Below are 21528 nucleotides of genomic sequence, written 5' to 3'. Positions count from 1 at the left end.
CCTCTCCCCCGCGACGTGAACGCCACCCCTCCTGACGCGACGGGCACACCGCGGACACACAGCGTCGACAACCGGCAGCGCCGGGTCAGCACCACCCACTCGATGTCGGCAACTGGCAGCGCCGGGTCAGCACCACCCACTCGATGTCGGCAACTGGCAGCGCCAGGTCAAAAATCCCCGGTTTTTTAACCCCCAGCTGCCAGTACCCGACACACACGCAACGCGCCCGCGACGGTGTCGTCGCGGGCGCGGGGGCCATGCCCGGGTTACAGGAGAGGAACCCGGAGGTCAGGGGCCTCGGAAAGGCCCCGGATGCGTCAGGCGTTCTCGCTGTCGATGTTGCCCTGGCCGTCCTCGAGGTGCGCACGGACGAACCACTGGAACTTCTCCAGCTCGAAGGACTGGCCGGTGAGGAGGTCCTCGGTGACCGGGTCGACCTTGCCGGCGGCCTCGATGGCGGCGCGGACGTCCGCCACGACCTGGTCGTAGACCTTGTTCAGCGCGGTGAGGTGCTGGGTGGTGGTGCCCCGGTTGACGGGGTACTCGAGCGGCTCGCGCCCCTCGACGTGGGACGCCGGGGTGCCGATCGCGGACCCGCCGAGCGCGGCGATGCGCTCGGCGACATCGTCGGCGAAGCCACGGACGAGGTCGACCTGCGGGTCGATCATCTCGTGGACACCCATGAAGCTGCGGCCCACGACGTTCCAGTGGGCGTGCTTGAGGATGAGGTGGAGGTCGTTGTACGCGGTCAGGCGCTCCTGGAGGAGGTCGACCAGCTGCTTGCCGTCGCCTTCGGACAGTCCGGGAATCGTGTAGTTGCTCATGCCGCCGAGTGTACGCCCGGTCCGGACGCCATGTCCGCGCCCGAAAGTCAACCGGGGACGCCCTGCGGTCCTCCCCCCGCGCCCCGCGCCCATCCACCGGGGCCCGCGCTCCGGAGGACAGTTGTAAGACAGTTGTGCGTGCCGCGGCCGGTGGTCTGGAGCCGCCTGTACCGTGGACCGCACCCCCCCCTTCGAACGAAAGACCGGAATTCACGCATGGCCCGCACCCCCTCCTTCGCCGCCGCCGCTCTGCAGCGCACCCTCTCCGACCCCCGCCGGTTCGCGCTGGCGTTCAGCCTGTACCCGCCGCTGCTCGCGTCGGGTATCCGGGTGCGTGACATCGCGTCGGACTGGTCCGCCGGCACCCTTGAGCTGCACCTCCGGCCGTGGAACCGGAACGTCCACGGGGCGGCGTTCGGCGGCACGCTGTTCTCCATGACGGACGCCCTGTTCGGCACGCTCGTGATGCTGCGGTTGGGCACGGACTACGAGGCCTGGACCCGCACGGGCACGTTCCAGTACCTCAGCCCGGGCCGGTCCGGCGCGACGGCGCGCATCGAGGTCACCGACGAGCTCCTCGACACGATCCGCACGGAGGTCGCGGAGGACGGGTTCTGCAACATCCCGTTCACGACCGTCATCGAGAACCCCGACGGCTCGGTCGTGGGCATCGGCCAGCAGGACCTGCACTGCCGGCTGCGGAAGGGACGACGCCGCGCTCCCGCGGGGTCGGCGTCCTCCACAGCCGGGGGCGCCGCGGGTGGCGCGACCGGTGCGACCGGTGACCGGGCCGGCGACCCAGGCGACGCCGCGGCGTCGGCACCGACGCCGGCGCGGGAACCGCGGGGCATCACGTTGTCCTCCCTGGCGACGGCCGTCGCCTGGCGGGCGTTCCACACGGACGCCGCGCGGTTGTCCTCCCTGCTCAGCGACGTGCGCCGGATCCCGCTGCCCGAGGACCGGGCCCGCCGGGTGAGCCGCGACGTGCTCGCGGCCGGGGCGCTGACGCGCGAGGAGATCCTCGCCGCGGGCATCCCGCCGCGACTGGTCCCGGAGGAGTGACCGCACACCCCGCCCCGCGGCTGCTGCCGGAGGGGTGACCGCACACCCCGACCCGCGACTGGTCCCGGCGGAGTGACCGCACACCCCGCCCCGCGGCTGGTCCCGGCGGAGTGACCGCGCACCCCGCCGCGCGGCTGGCCCCGATGGGGTGACCGGGCCTCACTCGTCGACGCCGCGCCCCGTCGTGCGGCCGCCGAGGGCGCCGACGACGATGATGGCCAGCACCAACGCCGTCGCGACCACCGCGAACACCGGGCCCGGCCCCGCCGCGTGGAGCAGCGGGATGAGGATGAACGGCAGGAGCGCGGCGACCATCTTCGACATCGAGTAGGCGAAGCCCACGGCCGTCCCGCGCACCCGGGTGGGGAAGTTCTCGGCGAGGTAGATGTGGTACGCGTTCGACCCCACGTTGCTCGACACGGTGAACAGCAGCCCGGCGACGACGGCCTGCCAGGGCGCCTGCGCCAGCCCGAAGGCCACGCCGAACACGGCCATCGCGCCGGCCGACACCATGACGAGGACCTTCCGTTCCGCCCTCTCGATGATCGGCACCGAGAGCGCCGAACCCACCGGGTACCCCAGGTAGGTCAGGGCGATGTAGCCGAGGGAGTGGATGACGTCGAACCCCTTCGCCGTCAGGACCAACGTCGCGACGGTGCCGAAGCCGTAGTAGCCGAAGACCTGGAGCCCGCTGAGGAGCGAGGTCATGACCGTCCGGCGGCGCAGCGGGGGGCGGAACAGGGAGGCGAACGTCGGCTTCCCCCCTTGCGCCGCGCCCGGCGACCGTTCCGGCTGCCCCGCGGCACCGCCGACCCGGTCGGGCCCGGCCCCACCGGCCGGCACCGCGGCACCCGCGCCCGGCGCGCCCCCGCCGTCCCCCGGCCCACCGGCGGGCACCCGCGGCCCCGGGTCGGTGAGGACGTGCCCCGCGCGGCGGGCCTCATCCTCCAGGCGCTCGACGATCCGGGTGGCGGCGTCGACCCTCCCGTGCAGCGCCAGCCACCGCGGCGACTCCGGGACCGCCCGGCGCACCCACCACACCAGGACCCCGCCGAGGGCCCCGATGACGAACAACCAGCGCCACCCCGCGATCCCCGCCGGGCTGAGCGGCACGAGCCACAGCGCGAGGACACCGACCGCCGGCACACCGAAGAAACTCACCGTGTACGCCCACGAGATGTACCGGCCGCGCACCCGCGCCGGCAACAGCTCGGAGAGGTAGGAGTCCGCGAGGGCGTACTCGCCGCCGATGCCCACCCCCGCGATGAACCGGCACACGATCAACCACCAGGCTGACGGCGAGAACGCCGCGACCAGCGAGAACCCGCAGTACAGCAGGAGGTTGACGATGAACGCCCGGCGGCGGCCGATGCGGTCGGCGAGGCGGCCGAGCAGGAGCGCGCCGATGAACTGGCCGATGAACGCCGAGGCCAGGACGAGGGACAGGGTCATGCCGGACAACGCGAAGTCCCGCTCCAGGACCTTGGCGATCGTCACGGCGAGGAAGTTCTCGTAGCAGTCGAAGAACAGGCCGGCGCCGACGACGAGCGTCATGAAGCGGTGGCTCCGGAGGAGGGGGAGGCGGTCCATCCGCCGCGCGATGTCGACGGCTGCAGATGTGGTGTGCGACATGGCAACACCCTAGACCGGACCCCGGACAGCGGGGGGCGAAACGGGGGCTAGCGGCCGGACGCGGCGAGCCAGCGGAGATGGTCCCGCATGAGCCGCTCGGCCGCGTCCGCGTCCCCGGCAGCGACGGCGGCGGCGATGGCCCGGTGCTGCTCCCGGTCCTCGGTGCGGTCGGCGATGGCGGAGCGGGTCCTCTCGTGCGCGCCCCGCCGCGCCGCGAGCAGCCCCTCGACGACCTCGACGAGGGCGACGTTGCCCGTCGCGCGCGCCACGAGCACGTGGAAACTCACGTGGTCGTCGGGGAGGACGTCCCGCACCGCGTGCTCCGCGGCGTCCGCGAGGGCGTCGGCGTGGGCGGGGGTGCGGTGCCGCGCGGCCTCCGCCGCGATCGCCGGTTCGAGCACCTCGCGGGCGTGGAGGAGTTCGCGCCGCTGCTGCTCGGTCGGCACGGCCGTGGGGTTCGCGACGATGAGCCGGAACGCCCCGGGGCTGACGTACGTCCCCGAGCCGTGGCGGAGTTCGACGACCCCGGCGGACTCCAGGGAGCGGAGCGCCTCGCGGACCGTCGGCGTGGTCACGCCGCAGTCCTCGGCGAGCTGCCGGACCGAGGGGAGCCGCCCGCCCGCGGTGAGGCCGCCCTCCCGGATCACCCCCAGGAGGTGGTGCTTCACGGCGTCCGCTCTTGACTGTGACATGCGGCCAACTGTACAACAGCCGTAGTGACTTACTCACTTAGTCACTTTCGCTCCGGGGCGGCTGCACCAGCACAGACACCGCAACACCGAACACCAGATCCACCACCTGACCGTGTCCGCACATCCGTGCCACACGCCCGCGCCACCGGCCGGGCCTGTCACCGCACATCCGTGCCACACGGTCGACCCGCCACCCCGGACCCTGTCACCCGATTCCTTCGACCGGCCGCGCCACCGGGCCCCCGACCAGCGGGGACCCCGGCCCGCGGCCACGTGATCGTCCCCCTCCGTCCACCACCTGTCCGGCACCTCCGCGGTGCCGCAACGACACGACCGAGCAGTACGACCGACACCACCAGGAAGGACACCCATGACACGCCTCCCCCGGCTCCGCCGCCTCCTCCAGCGGGACGGCCGCCGGCGCCGCGCGCGGACGGCCACGCCCGTCACCCTCGCCACCGCATCCCTCGCCGCGACGGTCACCGCCGGCACGGCCTCCGCCGCCGAGCCCTCGCAGATGCTCGTCGGCATGTTCGACGGCACCGGCCACACCGCCGCCGACACCCGCGCCGTCTCCGGCACCACCCCCGCGACAGCGCTGCTGTTCAGCAACTTCAGTGACCAGAGCATCAACGACGTCCCCTCCGCGCTCTCACGGGCGTGGAACGACGGCTCCGTCCCCGTGCTCACCCTCGAGTTCGACACCGACGGCAACCCCAACGCCGGCGCCCGGGGTGGCGGCGGCGGGGCCCAGCGCGACTCGGCGGCCGTGGACACGGCCATCGCCCACGGCCGGATGGACGCGCGCATCGACCGCGTCGCCCGGTCGGTCAGCCGGTTCGTCGCCGGCGACGACGGCCGCCCCGGCACCGCCGACGACCGCAAGGTCTACATCCGCCCCGGCCACGAGATGAACGGCGACTGGTACCGCTGGTCCGCCACGTCGCGGCAGAGCCCCGCCGACTACGTCGACGCCTACCGCCACATCCACGGCCGCTTCGACGCCGCCGGCCTGACGTCCCGCAACGCCGTGCAGTACATCTGGTCGCCGATGGCCTGCGGGAACCAGGGGCTGTGCTCGTCGGGCGGCAACCCCGCCGACTACTACCCCGGCGGCGACGTCGTCGACTGGGTGGGCGTCGACGCCTACAACTGGGGAAACACCCGCTCCCGGTCCACCTGGGAGTCCCCCGAGACGATCCTGCGCCGGTCCCTCGACCAGGTCGCGGACATCGCACCGGGCAAGCCGCTCTCCATCCCGGAGACCGGCACACCGTCCGACGCCGGCGGGGACAAGAACCAGTGGTTCAACGACCTGTACGGGTTCACCAGCTACTACCGCCACGGCTCCGACGGCCGCGGCGTGAAGATGATGAACTACTTCAACGTCGCGAAGAACGAGGGCAGCCGGTGGATCGACTGGACGGCCGTCCGCTCGTCCGACGACCACCGCTTCCCCGCCTTCGCCTCGATGATGCGCCGCGGGAACGTCGTCGGCGGTGACACCGCCCGGCACGTCAGCACCGCCGCGTTCCGCGGTCGCTGAGCGGTCGGCGTCGTCCCCCCCACCCCTCACCCACCCACCGGTGACCGGCCCCCGACCGGGACCGGCACCGCACCACCCCTGATCCACCACCCCTCACACCCTCACACCCCAAGGAGATTCACCGTGTTCACCCTCCGCACCGCCGCAGCAGCCGCCGCCTCGACCCTCGCCCTCCTCGGCGCGGGGGCCGCGGCCGCCCCCGGCGCCTCCGCCGCCCCGAACCAGTACACGATGGACAACGTCCAGCTCACCCTCTACGGAGGCCAGGACGGCGACAACATCACCAGCGACAACGACAACCCGCGCGGCATCGCGTGGCCGAAGAGCAACGCCCACCCGTCGTCGATCCACACCCTCGCCGGCGGCAACGGCACGTGGGAGAACCCCACGACCCTCGCCGTGGCGAACCCGCGCAAGGGCGGCCCGTTCCAGCCCGGCACCCGGTTCTACATCCCCGCCGTCCACCGGTACTTCATCGCCGAGGACACCTGCGCCGAGTGCCTCCACGACCTGCACCGCAGCACGCCGGTCCAGCACGTCGACATGTGGGCCGGGAAGAACGCCACGCAGCGGTCGATGAACGCGTACCCCGCCAACGGGCGCCACAAGATCATCGTCAACCCGTCGAAGGGGATGCAGGTCACCAGCGGGCCGCTGCTCACCCACTGACCGGAGGCGGCGCCCACCGGTCAGCCCCCACCGACCGGCGGCGCCCCCACCCACCGGCGGGCGTCGTTACCCTGGGGCGGCATGAGCACACCACCGAACCCGGACGTGTACCACGCCGCCGACGACCGCTACGACCCCGCCGACCACACGGCCATGCCGTACCGCCGCAGCGGTGACTCCGGTCTCAAGCTGCCCGCGGTCACGCTCGGCCTGTGGCACAACTTCGGCGGGGACCGCCCCCTCGAGACCCAGCGGGCGATCCTCCGCCGGGCCTTCGACCGGGGCGTCACCCACTTCGACCTCGCGAACAACTACGGCCCGCCGCCCGGCTCCGCCGAGGAGAACGTCGGCCGGCTCCTCGCCCGCGACTTCCGCCCGTACCGCGACGAGCTCATCATCAGCTCGAAGGCCGGCTGGTACATGCACGGCGGGCCGTACGGGTTCGGCGGCAGCCGGAAGTACATCGTCGCCAGCTGCGACGCCTCGCTGCGCCGGATGGGGCTGGACTACGTGGACATCTTCTACCACCACCGGCCCGACCCGGAGACGCCCGTGGAGGAGACCGTCGCCGCCCTCGACCACCTCGTCCGGTCCGGGCGGGCACTGTACGTCGGGGTGAGCTCCTACTCCCCGGAGCTCACCCGCCGGGCGCAGGCCGTCGCCCGGGACCTCGGCACGCCGCTGACGATCCACCAGCCGAGCTACTCCATGTTCAACCGGTGGACCGAGGGTCCCGACGGCCCCTCCGACCCGGGACAGATCCCCGCCGCCCGCGAGTCCCTGCTGCGCACGTGCGCCGACGAGGGCATGGGCGTCATCGCGTTCTCCGCCCTGGCGCAGGGGCTGCTCACCGACCGGTACCTCCACGGGGTGCCGGAGGACTCGCGGCTCGGCGCGGAGAAGATGAACCCGGACTTCCTCACCGACGACACCCTCGCGGCGGTGCGCGGGCTCACCGACATCGCCGCCGCGCGCGGGCAGTCCCTCGCGCAGATGGCGATCGCGTGGGTGCTGCGCCGCCCGGAGGTGACGTCCGCGCTCATCGGCGCGAGCTCGGTGGAGCAGCTCGACGACTCCCTCTCCGCGCTGGACCGTCTCTCCTTCGACGACGACGAGCTCGCCGCCATCGACCGGTTCGCCGTGGACCGGGGCATCAACCAGTGGCAGGGGGCGACGGACTCCGCCGGGGAGTAGGACGCGCGGCCTACGGGTACATGCGCTCCAGGTCGTCGAGAACCCGGTCCGCCCCCAGCGGGCCGAGACCCAGGAACCACGTCTCGTCGGGAACCTGCTCCGCGCGACCCTTCTCCACCGCCGGGACCCGTGACCACAGGGGGCCGTCGACAACCCTCCGCAGCTGCCCCTCCCCCTGGTCGCCGTAGGCGCTGTAGAGCACGCGGTCGCCGCTGATCGAGTCGATCTTCTCCTCCGACAGCTTCACCCGCAGGTCGGGCACGTCCTCCACCGGCGGGCGGGCGATGCCGAGGTCCTTGAGGATCACGCCGGCGAAACTGCCGTTGGCGTAGAGGCGCACCTCCTCGCCCATGAACCGGACGAGCGACACCGTGCCGTCGGCGGGGATGCGGCCGCGCAGCGCGGCGACCCGGTCGTTGTACCGGCCGAAGACCTCCCGGTACTCCTTCTCCCGGCCCATGGCCTGCGCGAACAGGCGCGCGTCCTCCTTCCACGGCACGCCGGGGCGGATCGACAGGACCGTCGGCGCGATCTGGGACAGGCGGTCGTAGAGCTCGCCGACGCGCAGCGCGCTGCCGATGATGAGGTCCGGCTTCAGGGCGGCGATCTTCTCCAGGTTGGGGTCCTTGTAGGTCCCGGCGGTCTCGACGCCGGCCGTGCGGTCGGCCAGGTAGGAGGGGGTCTCTCCCCCACCGGAGGTGACGACGCCGACCGGTGTGACGCCGTACGCGAGCGCGACGTCCAGCTCCCCGCCGTCGATGACGACGACGCGCTCGGGCCGGCGCTCCAGCGTGGTCTCGCCCTTCGCGTGGCGGATCGTGCGCGGCCACTGCCCTTCCTTCGCGTCCGTGCCGAGGGCGGCGGTGTCCGCGTCGGCGGTGCGGAAGCCCGGGCCGTCGAGGCTCACGGAGGCGTCGCCGTTGCCCTGGGGGGACGGGGCCGGGGAGTCGGTGGAGCACGCCGCGAGGCCGAGGGTCAGCGCCGAGGCGGCGAGGACGGAGGCGACGACGGTGACGGGGCGGCGGCGGTGTGGCCGTGTGGAGCGCGTGTTCATGCCGGTGAGCATACTGTGGTGAGGGTTACCTCATACAGAAATTCCGACTCGTCGCGGGGGGAACTCCCCCCGCTGCCGGCGCGCCCGTCGCGGGCGGCACCCCCGTCCGCAGGGGCCACCTCGGGCGGGAGGGGGAACTCCCCCCGCGGGGGCGGGGGCGTCAGGCGGCGTCGACCCTCCCGGCCGCGGCGGCGCGACCACCGGACGCGAACCACCCCACCGCGAGGACCACGAACCACACCGGCGTGACGGCCAGCGCCGCCCGGGTGTCCGCGGCCGTCGCGAGGATGACGATCATCGCGGCGAAGAACGCCAGCAGGACCACGCACATCACCACCCCGCCGGGCATCCGGTACGACGACGCCCGGTGCAGCTCCGGCCGCCGGCGCCGGTAGACGATGTACGACACGATGATGAGCGTCCACACCACCATGAACATCACGGAGGAGACGGTCGTGACCACCGTGAACGCGTCCATGACCGTCGACCCGGCGTACAGCAGCACCACCCCGGGGACGAGGCACACGACGGACATCATGAGCGCGACCGCGGGGACCTTCCGCACGGACAGCGCCCCCATCGCGCGCGGCGCCGCGCCCTCGAGCGCGAGGCCGAACAGCATCCGGGACGTCGAGAAGATGCCGCTGTTCGCCGACGACGCCGCCGACGTGAGCACCACGAAGTTCACGATCCCCGCCGCCGCCGGCAGCCCGGCGAGCGCGAACATCTGGACGAACGGGCTGGAGTTCGACGCGACCTCGTTCCACGGGATGACCGTCATGATGACCGCGAGCGCGAGGATGTAGAACAGGGCGATGCGCCACGGGATCGCGTTGATCGCCTTCGGGAGGGTGCGCTCCGGGTCCTGGGTCTCCGCGGCGGCGGTGCCGGCGAGCTCCACGCCGACGAAGGCGAAGATCGCGATCTGGAAGCCGCCGAGGAAGCCGCGGAAACCGTTGGGGAACACGCCGCCGTGGTCGACGAGGTTGGAGACCTGCGCCTGCCCGCCCGGGCCGTGGAAGTGGGTGAGGACCATGCCGACGCCGACGAGCACGAGCACGGCGATGGCGAGGATCTTGATGATGGCGAACCAGAACTCGATCTCGCCGAACAGGCGCACGGCCACGAGGTTGAGCCCGAGCAGCAGGAGGATCGTCAGCACGCCCGGCAGCCACAGCGGCACGTCCGCCCACCAGTACTGGATGTACCCGGTGATGGCGACGATGTCCGCCATGCCGGTGACGATCCAGCAGAACCAGTACGTCCAGCCGGTGACGTAGCCGGCCTCCGGGCCGAGGATGTCCGACACGGCGTCGCGCAGCGACTTGTAGGACAGGTTCGACAGGAGCAGCTCGCCCATCGCGCGCATGACGAAGAAGAGCATGAACCCGATGACGGCGTAGACGAGGATCACCGACGGCCCGGCGAGGGAGATCGTCTTGCCCGCGCCCATGAACAGGCCCGTGCCGATGGCGCCGCCGATGGCGATGAGCTGGAGGTGGCGGTTCTTCAGGCCGCGCTCCAGGCCGTCGGCGGCGTCGGGGCCGGCGGTGCCGGCGGGCGTCGCGGTGCCGGCAGGGTTCGCGGTCCCGGCGGGCGTCGCGGTGCCGGCGGGGTTCGCGGTCCCGGCGGTGCCGGCAGTTCCGGTCACGGGCGGCCCGTCGGGGGCAGCCGCGTCCCGGGGCCCGGTCCCGTCCTGATGTTCTGTCATGGCCGTCTCTCCTTCACGGACCCCGCCACGGGGTCGCCGATCGTCGGTTCACCGTTCCATCGGGGGAGGTCGATGGAGAACCTCTGTCGAGCATTGTGCCCCGCCCCCGGCGACACCGGCGAAAAATTCACACGACCGCAACAATCGGGGGGCCGCCGCGCACCCCGGGGGCGCGGCGGGGTGGGGCGCGGCGCGGGCGGAGCGGGCCCGGCACCCGGGGAGCGGGTCCGGGGTGGGGGGACGACGGACCGAACCGCGGTCCGGCCGGCCGGGCGCGACCCACCCCCGCGCGGGCGGTGCCCACCCGCACACCCCCGCGCCGGCGCACCGCGCGAACCCCGAAGATTTCTTCGGAGTCGCAATTCGACGTCACGCACGACAAACGCGGAATAGTGTCACGCATGACGCCTGAGAGAACGTTGATAACTGTTAAATATGACCAAAGTCTCCGCGGGTGGAATCGAAAGTTTATACGGTACCCCCAACTGCTAACGTCACCTCCAGCGCACCGGTGACACAGCACACACGAACGCCGTTTTCGCTCTCTGACCGGCCCAGACCGGCCACTCCGACGGGCGGGGACACCCGACGACACGACGAGGGACACCACGTGGAACCGGACGACAGCCAGTGAATGAGTGCGGCTGTGAATGTCACGTCACCGCCCCGCGGAATCCCGGGATATTCACCATTCGTCACACTCGTCCGACCTGCCGTCAGGTGCCGACCGCGACGTCCCGGACCCCGCCCCGGAGCCGCTCTCGACCGGCCTGTCCCGACGACCGGAAAGGTTGACCGATGACCACCCTCCGCCCCCGCGCCGCCGTTGCGGCGCTGACCCTCTCCCTCGCCGTGGCCGTCCCGACCGCCGTGCCCGCCTCGGCGGCCGCCCCGGCCCAGGCCCCCGCCCCCGCCCCGGGCGCCGGGGCCCCGGCCGCCCCGATCATCCCGGGGCCGGCGTCGAGCGCGGCGGTCGGGTCGTCGGCCCTGCCGTCCCTGCCGACCTCCGCCGAGAACCAGGCCTTCTTCGCGGCCCCCGACGCCGCCACCCTCGCGGCCGCCGCCCCGGGCGACATCCTCCGCGAGCGTGACCTCACCGTCACCATCGCCGGCGTCCCCACCCCGGTCCGCATGACCCAGATCCTCTACCGCACGACCGACGCGCTCGACCGGCCGTCCGCGACCGTCACCTCCGTGCTCCACCCGCTGAACCCGTCCGGCGAGGTGCTCGTCTACGACTCGCTCTACGACACCCTCAACCCGGAGGACAACCCCTCCCGCTTCCTCACGGGCACGGCGAACGTCGACGACCTCATCTACACGCCCGAGGTCATGTACGCCACGCCGGCGCTGCTCTCCGGCAAGACCGTCGTCATCTCCGACATCCAGGGCCCGAACGCGGACTTCGGCGCCGGCCCGGAGTACGGTGCCGCGACGCTCGACGGCCTCCGCGCCGCCCGGGCCTCGGCGAACACGGGCGTGGAGCCCGGCCAGAAGACCGCGATCTTCGGCTACTCCGGCGGGGCCATCGGCAGCGCGTGGGCGGCGGCGATGCTGGACAGCTACGCCCCGGAGCTGCGGCCGGACATCGTCGGTGTCGTCGAGGGCGGTGTGCTCGTGAACCCGGAGCGCGCCCTGACCTACGCCGGGAACAGCCCGCTGTGGGCGGGCGTCGTCGGCATGGCCATCACCGGCCTCGACCGGGCCTACGACCTGCACCTGCGCGACTACCTCAACGCCACCGGCCAGGCGATGATGGACGACCTCAAGGACAAGGGGCTCCTCGCCGCGGCGGGGCGGTACGCGAACCTCCACTGGAAGGACATCGCCGCCCCCGGCTACGAGGACATCCGCTCCGTCCCGCGGCTCGGCGAGGTGCTGGACAAGATCAACCTCGTCAACGCGCCCGCGCCGTCGGTGCCCGTGCTGCTCACCCAGGGTGACGCCGGGTTCTGGGAGCTCACCCCGCAGGTCAACGCCGCGAACACCACCGGCGACGGCGTCATGACCACCACCGACGTCCACGCGCTGCGGGACAAGTACCGCGCGGCGGGCACCCCGCTGACGTACCGGGAGTACGGCCTGCTCAGCCACAGTGTCTCGACGCTGGCGACGATGGGCGAGTCCCTCGGCTGGCTCACGGACCGCTTCGTCGGCAAGCCGGTGCCGGACAGCCTGCCGACGCCCCCGCCGGCGGCCGCCGCGGGCTCCCGCTGAGTCGCCGCTGAGTCACCGCGGGCCGGGCGGGGCGCCGGGGGGGCGGGCGGTGCAGCGCCCCCCGCCCGGCCGTGACCAGCCCGCCCCGGTCAGCCCGCCCGGCCGGGCACGGTCGTGCGCCCGCGGATGAGCCCCACGCCGGCGCCGACGAGCACCGCGCACACGCACAGGGTGTTGAGGCGCTGGATGTCGCCGGGGACGCCGTCGAACACGAGGTACCAGACCCCGAACCCGACGGTGGTGAGGATCACCCCGGCCGCGAGCGCCGCCTCGACCGCGGTGGCGTGCATCCGCGGCGACCGCACGACGCCGGCGACGACGACCGCGCAGGCCAGCGTCGTCGACGCGGTCGACGCGAGCACGCTCGTCACCGTGTGGACATGGTGCGCGGCGCTGACCTCCCCGGCGCGTTCCAGCGCGACGCACCACTCCTGGCTCACGGGGCAGTCGAGGGGGAAGGCGGCGTCGAGAACGGTCGCCACCCCGAACACCGCGAGGGCCGCGACCGCGACCGCCTGCACCGGCAGGTGGGCGGTGAGGGTGCCCAGGGGGGACGACGCCGCCCCTCCCCGGACCACCGCCCCCGCCGTCCCCCGCGCCTCCCCGCCGGACGCCGCGGTGCGCCGGAGCCGCGCGCGTCGTCGCGCCCCGACCATGAGGACCGTGACGAGTACCGCGGCGGTGAGGAGCAGTGCCCCCGCGAGGCCGTCGGCCAGGCGGAACGCCCAGGACCCGGGCTGGGACCGGGCGGACAGCTCGGAGAGGTAGGAGTCCTGCGGGGAGACGGGGCCGTCGTGGACGAACTCCACCAGCGGGCTGGCGTACACCGCCCCGGCGAGGACCAGCATGACCCCCGCGAGCGTGGCGGCCGGGGGGTGGAGTCGGGCGCGGGTGGGACCGGGGGCCGCGCCCGACGGCGGCTGGACCGGGCGTGGGACGGTCACCGTCATGCGTCCTCTCCCGCCGCCGTCGCGCCGGTGCGGGGTGCGCGGCGCGGGGTGGGGGCCGGGTGCGCGCCGGGGTGCGCGCCGGGGTGGCCGGGGTGGGCGGCGCGGCCGGCGTGGGCGGTGTGTGCCGTGTGGGCGGCGCGGCCGGTGCGGCCGGCGCGGTGGTCGAGCCGGAGCCCGACGCCGAGGAACAGCACCGCCATGACGGCGAAGACGCACGGGCCGCTGACCGGGGACAACAGGGCCGTCGCGACGACGAGGGCCGCGCACACCGCCGACGCCGCGAACCACGTCGCCCCGGGGCGGTCGGCGATGTCGGCGACCGCGGCGGCGAGCGTCGCCGGGCGGGTGCGGGCGGTGGCGTGGGCGGCGTGGTCGGCGGCGGGCCGGGCGGCCGGCCCGGCGGTGGGCACGGCACCCCGGTCGGGACGGCCGGTACGGTCGGCGTGGTCGGCGGGGGCGTGCGGCGTGGACCCGGCGCGCGGGCGTGTGGCCGTGGTCTGGGACATGGTTCTGGCTCACCCTTCCGTGATGGTCCGTTGTCGGTCGTGTGCTGCAGTACCTGTGATGCTAGGACCCGGGGGTGCCCGGCCGCGTCGTTCCGGGGACTGATTCCTCCGCGCCCCCGGCTCCGTCCCCGGCACGGCCGACCGGCGCGGACGTCATCCCGTCGGCGCGGACTGTCATCCTCCGGGACGATCCCCGGCGCGCCCCGCGGACGTTAGGTTTCACCCCATGCCTTCGAGACGACGCCTCGCGACCCTCGCCCTCCTCACCGCCGCCACGTTCACGGGCGCGGTGGTGCCGGTCACGGCCGCCGCCCACGGTGGGGTCGCCGCGGCCGCGGGGCGGGTCGGTGCCCGCATCGGGGTCGCGGACGCCGCCGGGCGGGTGGGGGCGTTCGTGTCGCCGGCCGTCGACGCGCTCCCCGCCGATCTGTCCTCCGCCGCTCTCCCCGCCGGTGCTCTGCCCGCCGGTGCTCTGTCCGCTGACGGCCCGCTCCCCGCCGGCGCCGCCCTCCCCACCGGCGGCCCGGGGTCAGCCACCGCCGCGGCGGTGGCGGTCGCCGGGATGACGACGCCGCCCGCACCCGGCCGGACACCCGGCGCGCCGGGGACTGCGGGGGTGCCGGGTGACGGGAGGGCGGCGTCGTGGCTGACCCCCGACCTCGTGAGGGACCTGGGGTATGAGCCGACGGTGGTCGACGGCCACCCGGAGAACCCCGGCGGCGGCTGCTCCTCGCCGGTGCCGCTCCCCGCGCGGTTCGAGCCGGCGTGCCGGACCCATGACCTGGGCTACGACCTGCTGCGGGTGGCCGGGCGGCGCGGCGAGCCGGTCCCGCCGGCGATCCGGCGCGGCCTGGACCGGCAGCTCGCGGACCGGATGCACGCCGCGTGCGACGCCGCCGGCCGGGTAGGTGACAGTGCAGGTGACAGTGCAGGTGACAGTGCAGGTGGCCGGGCGGGCGGCGGCGCATCCGGTGCCGCATCCGGCGGTGGCCCGGGTACGGGGGACGACGGCACCTCCGCCGTGGACCGGGCCGTGTGCACGACGGCGGCGACCGCGGCCGCGACGGCGGTGACGCTGAACTCGGTGCGTCAGCACGACGGCGTGCCGGTCGACGAGCACATCCCGTGGTCCACCCCGTGACCCGGGCCCGGCCCTGACCCGGGGCGCGGCCCGGCCCCGCCGCGACCCGGGGCGCCCCACGACCCGGACGCCGCCCGTCCAACACAGTGAACCTCACCCCGAAATGTCCTGTGAACTGGGATGACGATGAGTATTCTCTCTCATCTGTGCCAGTTTTCTGGCAGACTGGGTCCCGACCATCACCTCATCACGCCCCACCGGCCGGGCCCGCACCCCGCCCCCGGCCGCCCGACGAAAGGCCCACCATGTCCCGACCCACGACCCCCGCCCGGCACGCCGCCCGGCACGCCGCACGCACCCCGGGGACGGTGCGCCGCCGCCTCGCCACCGCCGCGCTCGCCGCCGCCGCGACGGCCGGCGTCACCGTCGGCACGGCCGGCACCGTCACCGCCGACGCCGAGCCCGCCGCGCCGGCACCCGCCGCGGCACCCGCGCCGGAGGCCGCACCGGACGCTGCACCCGCCGGACCGGCGATGCACGCCGGGTCGACCATCATCATGGGGACCACGCGCGGCCCCGTCGGGGAGTGCACGCTCTCGGACATCGCGGGGGCGGACGGACAGCTCTACGGCGTCACGGCCGGCCACTGCGTCGACCCGGCCGTCCTCGGCGAGCCGATCACGGCCGTGTGGAGCGAGGACGGCGACCTGATCTGGTCCGGCGACCCGTCGACGATCCGCTGGCGGCACGAACCGACCATCCCGGCCGGCTCCACGACCCCCCAGGTCACGGACTACGCCGTCTTCCCCCTCGCCCCGGGCGTCACCGACACCCACCAGGTCTCCAGCCACCCGACCTCCGGGATCGCCCCGGGGATCGACGCCGTCCTCCGCGCGAACTTCAGCTCCACTCCCCGGCAGCTCGGCGAGCCGCTGCCGGTCGACCAGGTGCGCGTCGGCGAGACCGTGTGCAAGGACGGCTCCCGGACCGGGCGGACGTGCGGGCCGGTGCTCGGGGTCAACCCCGTGAGCCAGGACATCGTCGCCCTCATCCCGGCCCTGTCCGGGGACTCCGGCGGCGCGCTGACCGTCAACCGGGGCGGGACGTGGCACCCGGTCGGCATCCTCTCCGGGGGGTCGCCGCTGCTCTTCAACGCGTTCGACAGCACGACGCAGGCCCTCAACGGCTGACGCCTCCGCCCCGGGGGGACGAGGGGGCGGCGCGGGCGGGGTGACGCGCGCCGCGGGCGGGGACCCGGTGCGCGGGCGCGGGGGCGGCGCGGCGGGGTGACGTACGTCGCCCCCCTCCCGCCCCGCGGGCGGCTGCACCCCCGCTGTCGCGTCGCACCGTCGCTGCCACCCGGACGGGTGAACACCGGGCGACCGCACCCCCAACATCCCGTGAACTTCACCCTCCCCGCGACCCCACTTCGCCCGTCCGGCGAGCGCACCGCGCCCCGGGGCCTTATGGTCACAGGTGATCCCACAGTGACCCCGCGCGGCGGCCACCGACCCGGCCCCCGTGGCGACGTCCCCGCGGCACCCGCCCGCCCACCGGCCGGCCCCGCCCGCCGGGCACGTCACACTGTGTCCGACACCAGGACCGACCGACGCACCAGACGAGGCAGACGATGACCGACACCCCCTCCCCGGCCGACCACCGGGACCCCGACCGTCCCACCACGAGCACCGGCGGCGTCGGTCGTCGTTCCTTCCTCATCGGCGCCGCCGTCGTCGGCGGCTCCACCCTCGCCGCCCGCGCCATGCCCACCGCCGCGGCGAACGCGAACCCCGGCGCCGCGGCCCCCGCCCCCGCCGGCGACCCCGGGCCCGGGCCGGCGTTCGTCCACTCCGTCGCGTCCGGTGACCCGCTCGCCGACGGCGTCATCATCTGGACCCGCGTCACCCCCGTCCCCGAGGCCACGCCGGGCTCCGGCGTCGGCGCCCCGACCCGCGTCCGGTGGGAGGTGGCGACCGACCCGCAGATGGGCGGCGTCGTCCGGTCCGGCGAGGTCACCGCGACGACCGACAACGACCACACCGTCAAGGTCGACGTCCGCGGCCTCCAGCCCGCGACGACGTACTTCTACCGCTTCACCGTCCTCGACGGCCCCGCCAGGGACCAGCGCTCCCGCACCGGCCGCACCCGCACCGCCCCCGCCCCCGGCACCCGGCCCGACCGCGTGCGCTTCGGCGTGTGCTCCTGCTCCAACATGGAGTCCGGCTACTTCCGCGCCTACCGCGACATGGTCGGCCGCGACGACCTGGAGTTCGTCCTCCACCTCGGCGACTACACCTACGAGTACGCCGCCGGGGAGTACCCCGGGCTCTACAACACCGTCGTCCGGCCCGTCGCCCCCGCCAACCGGACCACCAGCCTCACCGACTACCGCGTCCGCCAGGGCTCCTACCACCAGGACCCCGACCTCGCCGACCTCCACGCCGCGAAGCCGTTCATCTGCATCTGGGACGACCACGAGTTCGCCGACAACGTCTGGCGCGACGGCATCGCCGGCAACTCCGGCGAACCCGGCGACAACTTCCCCGCCATCAAGGCCGCCGCCACCCGCGCGTACTTCGAGTGGATGCCCGTGCGCACCGAGGGCCGGGACGACAACCGCCACCTCTACCGCACGCTGCGCTACGGCGACCTCTTCGAACTCGTCATCCCCGACCTGCGCAGCTACCGCGACTACGAACTGCTGCAGTCCGGCTGGCCCGGGTTCCTCCAGTCCGACCCCGACATGCTCCGCTCCGCCGGCCGCGACGGGCGCTCCATGATGGGCGAGACGCAGTTCACGTGGTTCCGCGACGTCGTCACCGCCTCGACGGCCCAGTGGCAGGTCATCGCCAACGAGGTCATGTTCGCGCCGATGACCCTGCCGAACACCCTCGACCCGCAGGTCGCCGACTGGCTCGTCAACCAGGTCGGCATGCCCCGGCAGGGCATCGCCCTCAACACCGACCAGTGGGACGGGTACATGGCCGAACGGCAGAAGGTCATCGACACCTTCGTCGAGACGAACAAGCGCAACGTCGTCTTCCTCACCGGCGACATCCACACCTCCTGGGCCGCCGACATCCCCCGCGACCCCGCGGCGTTCCGCATGAACCAGAACCACGACGTCGTCGCCACGGAGTTCGTCACCCCGTCCGTCTCCGCCGGCAGCGCGTTCGACACCATCGCCAAGACCCGGGAACTCGCCCCGCTCGCCGAGGGGCTGCTGGGCATCGGGCAGGACCTGCTGCGGCAGGTCGCCCCCTGGTACAAGTGGATCGACCTGCGGTTCCACGGCTACATGGCGGTCGAGGTCAGCGCCGACCGCACGCACTGCGACTGGTTCTTCACCGACGACGTCCTCTCCCCGACCGCGCCCTTCCGGCACGCCGCGAGCTTCGAGGCGCTGCGGGACCAGCCCGGCGCGCGGCCCGTGGACGCCGAGCTGGACCGGTCGCAGACGGTGTACTGACGCGGCGCGCGCCGGGGGCGCGGGGGGGCAGATGGGCGTGCGGCGCGGGGCGGGGCGCGCGGCGGGGGGCGCGTTGTCGGCAACTGGCAGCGCCAAATCACGCGGCGCGCATCGCTGTCAGCAACTGGCAGTTGCGGGTCAATTTCGGGCGTATTTTTGACCCCGCGCTGCCAGTAGCCCGCACCACCGCACCTCTCGCAGGACCGCTCGCAGGGCACCACTCGGTCACGCAGCACCACCCCGACATTGGGGTATTTATTCGCTGTACCTACTGCTTATCGCGCGTATGGAATATGTTCCAGGCCTGTGACTCCTCCGCCACGTCACCCTGCGCCTCCGGCGAACGCCAGCGGTGACACCGGCGCCCAGCACAGTTCCCCGACCCGGAAGGCACCCGTCACATGACCCTCGTCGCAGACCAGGTATCGGTGAGATACGGCCGGAGGACCGTCGTCGACTCGGTGTCGCTCACCCTGGGGCCCGGTCTGCACGCGCTGATGGGCCAGAACGGGGCGGGGAAGACCACGCTCCTGCGGACGATGGCGACGTTGCAGAAACCGTCGTCGGGAACAATCTCCCTCGGGGAGGCGGTGTGGCCCGACGGGGACGTCCCCCTCCTCCGCAGGAGACTCGGGTACCTCCCCCAGGACACCATGCGGAGGTCCCGCCTCACCGTCGCCGAACACCTGTCCTACATGTGCTGGCTCAGAAAGATCCCGGAGGACAAGGCCCCCGCCGAGGTCGACAGAGCACTGGACAGCATCAACCTCACGGCTGAACGGGACACGAGGATCGGCGCACTCTCGGGGGGAATGCGCCGGAGGGTCGGCGTGGGGTCGGCGATCATCGGCGACCCGGACCTGGTCATTCTCGACGAACCGTCCGCCGGCCTCGATGTGAGCCAACGGGAGAGTCTCCGCGACATCACGGCGCAGATCGCCACACGCGCGGTCGTCGTCGTCTCCACCCACATCGTGGAGGACATCCTCACCGTCGCAGACACCGTCACCGTCATGAAGGCCGGGACGGTCGTCACCCACTGTCCACGCCGTGACTTCGCCCGGGACGGTGACCTCGCCGACTTCGAGAGGCGCTACCTGGCGATGGTCGGGTCATGATCCTCTGGCTCCGACACGTCCGGGCACCGCAGGCCGTCGCCTCGGCGTTCCTCGCGACGCTCATCGTCGCGCTCCTCGTCGCGGCACTCCCGATGGAGGAGGGGACGACGCTGCCGATCCGCTCCCTGTGGCTGGCCATGACCCTGTCCGTCCCGGTCCTGTTCCTGTTCACCGTCGAGGACGACTGGGACCGCCTCTCCGTCCGCCCGGTCCGGCGACGCCGGGCGGCGCTCGTCGCCGTGGCCGCGCTGTCCGCCGGCGTCGCCTCCGCGGTGTTCTACCCCGGGAACATGTGGGACTCCGGGGCGGCGGCGATGCTGCGCAACTGCCTCGGGCTCATCGGCGCGGGACTGCTCTCCCTGGCGTTCCTCCCCCGCTGGATGATCTGGGTGACGCCCACCGTGCTCGGCATCGCGTCGATGGCGTTCTCCGTGCCCGCCGAGCCGGGGACCGCGATGACCCTGTGGGGGGCGCTGCGCATGCCCGGGCCGGTGCACACGACCGGCGGTGCCCTCGACCTCAGCTGGCCGTTGTGTCTCGCGGTGTTCGTCGCCGGTGCGGCCGTGTACGTCGCGGGCGTCGTCGTCCCCGGTCGGCTCACCGTCGCACGGGTCGGGGGCCGACGCGGACCCCTCCCCGGCACCCGCCCCTCCTCCCGGCGCATCACCCTGCCCGGCACCCGCCCCTCCTCCCGGCGACGCCTCTCCGCCGGTGTCCGCCGGGCCATGGTCCTCCCCGTCGTCGCTGCGGCCGTCGCCGTCGCCCTGTGGTGGACCCCGGTCGTCTCGGTGGGGTACTGGGGTGGGAGCATCCGCCTGCTCCTCGCGAGTTACGTCCCGTTGACGACGCTGTTCGCCGCCCCCGTGGCCTGCGCCTGCGGAGTGGTCGCAGGCCAGTACCGGTGGCGGAGCTCCGTCGCCGTGTGGGAGACCCTGAGCGACAGGGGCCGGCCGGCGGTGCTCCGCTCCGCCGTGGGGACGGTCTGCCGTGCGGTCTCCGTGACGGCCGTCGTGGCCGTCGCCGTCCTGGCGGTCGTGTGCGTCGCCGGGGAACGCGCGGACGGGGTGCGGTGGGCCGCCGTCGGCTCCGACCTGGCCGGCAGCACCGCGAACGTGGTGGCGTCGATCCTCCTCGTGACCGCGGGTGCGGCCGTCGGGACGATCGTGGGGTTCCACCTGCGCCGGATCTGGGTTCCCCCGCTCGCGTTGATCGTCACGTTCATCCTCGTCGTCCCGGTGTTCGGCATGATCCGGCAGCAGGACATCCGGCCGTGGGGCGGCGACGCGACCGCGGTCTGCGACGGCGTCGCCCCCACGGTGTGCGCGCAGCCCCGGGACCGCGCCTACCTGCCCTCCGTCGCCGCCGCGGTGCGCGAGGTGTACGCGCGGTCCGGGTTCCGGGACGAGCTGCCGGACGTCGTGAAGGTCGTCGACAGCGCCTCGGCCGGCCCCCGGGTCGACGGTGCCCCCGCCGTGGGGTTGGCGGGACTGCGTGGCGTCCGGGCGCCGGGAGGCGTGTCGCCGTCGACGATCCGCGACGACCTCACCGACAGCCTCTCCGGGGCGTGCAGGCCGCGCGACATCAGCACCGCGACGCCCGACCAGATCAGCCTCCCCATGGCGTCCGACGCGCTGGACCCGTACCCGGAACCCGGCTCGTCCGTGGACCCCGACGTGGTCAGGGAGTCACTGCGGAAGGCCCGGGAGTGCTACCGGCTCGGCACCGGTTAGGTGCCGGCGCCGGGTCGCGCGGGGCGCACGGGGCGCACCACCGCGCGGAACTGCACGCGCACGTCCGCCACTG

17 protein-coding genes are annotated in these 21528 nt (G+C 73.6%); 10 read left to right on the top strand and 7 right to left on the bottom strand.

All coding sequences use genetic code 11. The features are described from left to right. Window positions 1-317 precede the first annotated feature (317 nt). The gene (dps, locus tag CBOVI_RS00490) at window positions 318-824 is read right to left on the bottom strand and encodes a DNA starvation/stationary phase protection protein Dps (protein ID WP_010268188.1); all 507 of its coding nucleotides are present in this window, start codon (window positions 822-824) and stop codon (window positions 318-320) included. 216 nt (window positions 825-1040) lie between these two features. Here dps and CBOVI_RS00485 point away from each other — a divergent pair, with 216 nt between their 5' ends. After that, window positions 1041-1886, top strand: a complete 846-nt coding sequence (locus CBOVI_RS00485) for a PaaI family thioesterase (RefSeq protein ID WP_010268192.1) — start codon at window positions 1041-1043, stop codon at window positions 1884-1886. A gap of 159 nt (window positions 1887-2045) precedes the next feature. On the opposite strand, the gene CBOVI_RS00480 is transcribed toward CBOVI_RS00485, so the two are convergent. Both CBOVI_RS00480 and CBOVI_RS00475 read right to left on the bottom strand, forming a co-directional pair. After that, a complete protein-coding gene (locus CBOVI_RS00480; protein ID WP_125187220.1) occupies window positions 2046-3518 on the bottom strand; it encodes an MFS transporter in 1473 nt (490 codons plus the stop codon). Window positions 3519-3565: 47 nt separating this feature from the next. Further along, window positions 3566-4210, bottom strand: coding sequence for a FadR/GntR family transcriptional regulator (locus tag CBOVI_RS00475; RefSeq protein WP_029157793.1), 645 nt, complete (start codon window positions 4208-4210; stop codon window positions 3566-3568). Between the two features lie 370 nt (window positions 4211-4580). On the opposite strand from CBOVI_RS00475, the gene CBOVI_RS00470 reads away from it, so the two are divergent. The 3 genes from CBOVI_RS00470 to CBOVI_RS00460 all read left to right on the top strand — a co-directional run bounded on the left by CBOVI_RS00470 (window position 4581) and on the right by CBOVI_RS00460 (window position 7619). Continuing rightward, window positions 4581-5756, top strand: coding sequence for a glycoside hydrolase family 26 protein (locus CBOVI_RS00470; RefSeq protein WP_010267121.1), 1176 nt, complete (start codon window positions 4581-4583; stop codon window positions 5754-5756). 123 nt (window positions 5757-5879) lie between these two features. Further along, window positions 5880-6425 (top strand): hypothetical protein, encoded by a 546-nt coding sequence (locus CBOVI_RS00465; protein WP_010267120.1) that lies wholly within the window; start codon window positions 5880-5882, stop codon window positions 6423-6425. Between the two features lie 81 nt (window positions 6426-6506). Further along, window positions 6507-7619, top strand: a complete 1113-nt coding sequence (locus CBOVI_RS00460; RefSeq protein ID WP_043361005.1) for an aldo/keto reductase — start codon at window positions 6507-6509, stop codon at window positions 7617-7619. A gap of 10 nt (window positions 7620-7629) precedes the next feature. Here CBOVI_RS00460 and CBOVI_RS00455 read toward each other — a convergent pair whose 3' ends face one another. Together CBOVI_RS00455 and CBOVI_RS00450 are read right to left on the bottom strand one after the other, a co-directional pair. Further along, window positions 7630-8673: an ABC transporter substrate-binding protein gene (locus CBOVI_RS00455; protein WP_029157792.1), complete on the bottom strand. Its 1044-nt coding sequence runs from the start codon at window positions 8671-8673 to the stop codon at window positions 7630-7632. Window positions 8674-8833: 160 nt separating this feature from the next. Next, complete coding sequence (locus tag CBOVI_RS00450; protein ID WP_125187221.1) at window positions 8834-10384, bottom strand: amino acid permease; 1551 nt, start codon at window positions 10382-10384, stop codon at window positions 8834-8836. Between the two features lie 798 nt (window positions 10385-11182). Between CBOVI_RS00450 and CBOVI_RS00445 the strand changes: the two genes are divergently transcribed. Continuing rightward, a complete protein-coding gene (locus CBOVI_RS00445) occupies window positions 11183-12601 on the top strand; it encodes a lipase family protein (protein ID WP_183273687.1) in 1419 nt (472 codons plus the stop codon). 89 nt (window positions 12602-12690) lie between these two features. Here the strand turns inward: CBOVI_RS00445 and CBOVI_RS00440 are convergent, their stop codons facing one another. Both CBOVI_RS00440 and CBOVI_RS00435 read right to left on the bottom strand, forming a co-directional pair. Continuing rightward, a complete protein-coding gene (locus tag CBOVI_RS00440; RefSeq protein WP_157998210.1) occupies window positions 12691-13545 on the bottom strand; it encodes a DUF998 domain-containing protein in 855 nt (284 codons plus the stop codon). Between the two features lie 2 nt (window positions 13546-13547). Then, window positions 13548-14057, bottom strand: coding sequence for a hypothetical protein (locus CBOVI_RS00435; RefSeq protein WP_125187223.1), 510 nt, complete (start codon window positions 14055-14057; stop codon window positions 13548-13550). 226 nt (window positions 14058-14283) lie between these two features. On the opposite strand from CBOVI_RS00435, the gene CBOVI_RS00430 reads away from it, so the two are divergent. From CBOVI_RS00430 to CBOVI_RS00410, 5 genes are all read left to right on the top strand, one after another. Continuing rightward, complete coding sequence (locus CBOVI_RS00430; RefSeq protein ID WP_125197000.1) at window positions 14284-15198, top strand: phospholipase A2 family protein; 915 nt, start codon at window positions 14284-14286, stop codon at window positions 15196-15198. Window positions 15199-15443: 245 nt separating this feature from the next. Continuing rightward, the gene (locus CBOVI_RS00425; RefSeq protein WP_125187225.1) at window positions 15444-16328 is read left to right on the top strand and encodes a chymotrypsin family serine protease; all 885 of its coding nucleotides are present in this window, start codon (window positions 15444-15446) and stop codon (window positions 16326-16328) included. A gap of 440 nt (window positions 16329-16768) precedes the next feature. Further along, window positions 16769-18607, top strand: coding sequence for an alkaline phosphatase D family protein (locus tag CBOVI_RS00420; protein WP_232625751.1), 1839 nt, complete (start codon window positions 16769-16771; stop codon window positions 18605-18607). Window positions 18608-19008: 401 nt separating this feature from the next. Further along, complete coding sequence (locus CBOVI_RS00415; protein ID WP_010272406.1) at window positions 19009-19725, top strand: ATP-binding cassette domain-containing protein; 717 nt, start codon at window positions 19009-19011, stop codon at window positions 19723-19725. Further along, on the top strand, window positions 19722-21455 hold the full coding sequence (locus CBOVI_RS00410; protein ID WP_010272404.1) for a hypothetical protein: 1734 nt from the start codon (window positions 19722-19724) through the stop codon (window positions 21453-21455). The genes CBOVI_RS00415 and CBOVI_RS00410 overlap by 4 nt, the downstream gene beginning before the upstream one ends. Window positions 21456-21528: the final 73 nt, after the last annotated feature.

The organism is Corynebacterium bovis DSM 20582 = CIP 54.80 (assembly GCF_030408615.1).
Lineage (GTDB): Bacteria > Actinomycetota > Actinomycetes > Mycobacteriales > Mycobacteriaceae > Corynebacterium > Corynebacterium bovis.
The sequence above is the reverse complement of the archived record's forward strand: the minus strand, read 5'-3'. Positions and strand labels throughout refer to the sequence as shown.

Bases quoted from the DNA above. Each gene is read 5' to 3' on its own strand.
- dps (WP_010268188.1), bottom strand. From the start codon at position 824: ATGAGCAACTACACGATTCCCGGACTGTCCGAAGGCGACGGCAAGCAG.
- CBOVI_RS00485 (WP_010268192.1), top strand. From the start codon at position 1,041: ATGGCCCGCACCCCCTCCTTCGCCGCCGCCGCTCTGCAGCGCACCCTC.
- CBOVI_RS00480 (WP_125187220.1), bottom strand. From the start codon at position 3,518: ATGTCGCACACCACATCTGCAGCCGTCGACATCGCGCGGCGGATGGAC.
- CBOVI_RS00475 (WP_029157793.1), bottom strand. From the start codon at position 4,210: ATGTCACAGTCAAGAGCGGACGCCGTGAAGCACCACCTCCTGGGGGTG.
- CBOVI_RS00470 (WP_010267121.1), top strand. From the start codon at position 4,581: ATGACACGCCTCCCCCGGCTCCGCCGCCTCCTCCAGCGGGACGGCCGC.
- CBOVI_RS00460 (WP_043361005.1), top strand. From the start codon at position 6,507: ATGAGCACACCACCGAACCCGGACGTGTACCACGCCGCCGACGACCGC.
- CBOVI_RS00455 (WP_029157792.1), bottom strand. From the start codon at position 8,673: ATGAACACGCGCTCCACACGGCCACACCGCCGCCGCCCCGTCACCGTC.
- CBOVI_RS00450 (WP_125187221.1), bottom strand. From the start codon at position 10,384: ATGACAGAACATCAGGACGGGACCGGGCCCCGGGACGCGGCTGCCCCC.
- CBOVI_RS00445 (WP_183273687.1), top strand. From the start codon at position 11,183: ATGACCACCCTCCGCCCCCGCGCCGCCGTTGCGGCGCTGACCCTCTCC.
- CBOVI_RS00435 (WP_125187223.1), bottom strand. From the start codon at position 14,057: ATGTCCCAGACCACGGCCACACGCCCGCGCGCCGGGTCCACGCCGCAC.
- CBOVI_RS00430 (WP_125197000.1), top strand. From the start codon at position 14,284: ATGCCTTCGAGACGACGCCTCGCGACCCTCGCCCTCCTCACCGCCGCC.
- CBOVI_RS00425 (WP_125187225.1), top strand. From the start codon at position 15,444: ATGTCCCGACCCACGACCCCCGCCCGGCACGCCGCCCGGCACGCCGCA.
- CBOVI_RS00420 (WP_232625751.1), top strand. From the start codon at position 16,769: ATGACCGACACCCCCTCCCCGGCCGACCACCGGGACCCCGACCGTCCC.
- CBOVI_RS00415 (WP_010272406.1), top strand. From the start codon at position 19,009: ATGACCCTCGTCGCAGACCAGGTATCGGTGAGATACGGCCGGAGGACC.
- CBOVI_RS00410 (WP_010272404.1), top strand. From the start codon at position 19,722: ATGATCCTCTGGCTCCGACACGTCCGGGCACCGCAGGCCGTCGCCTCG.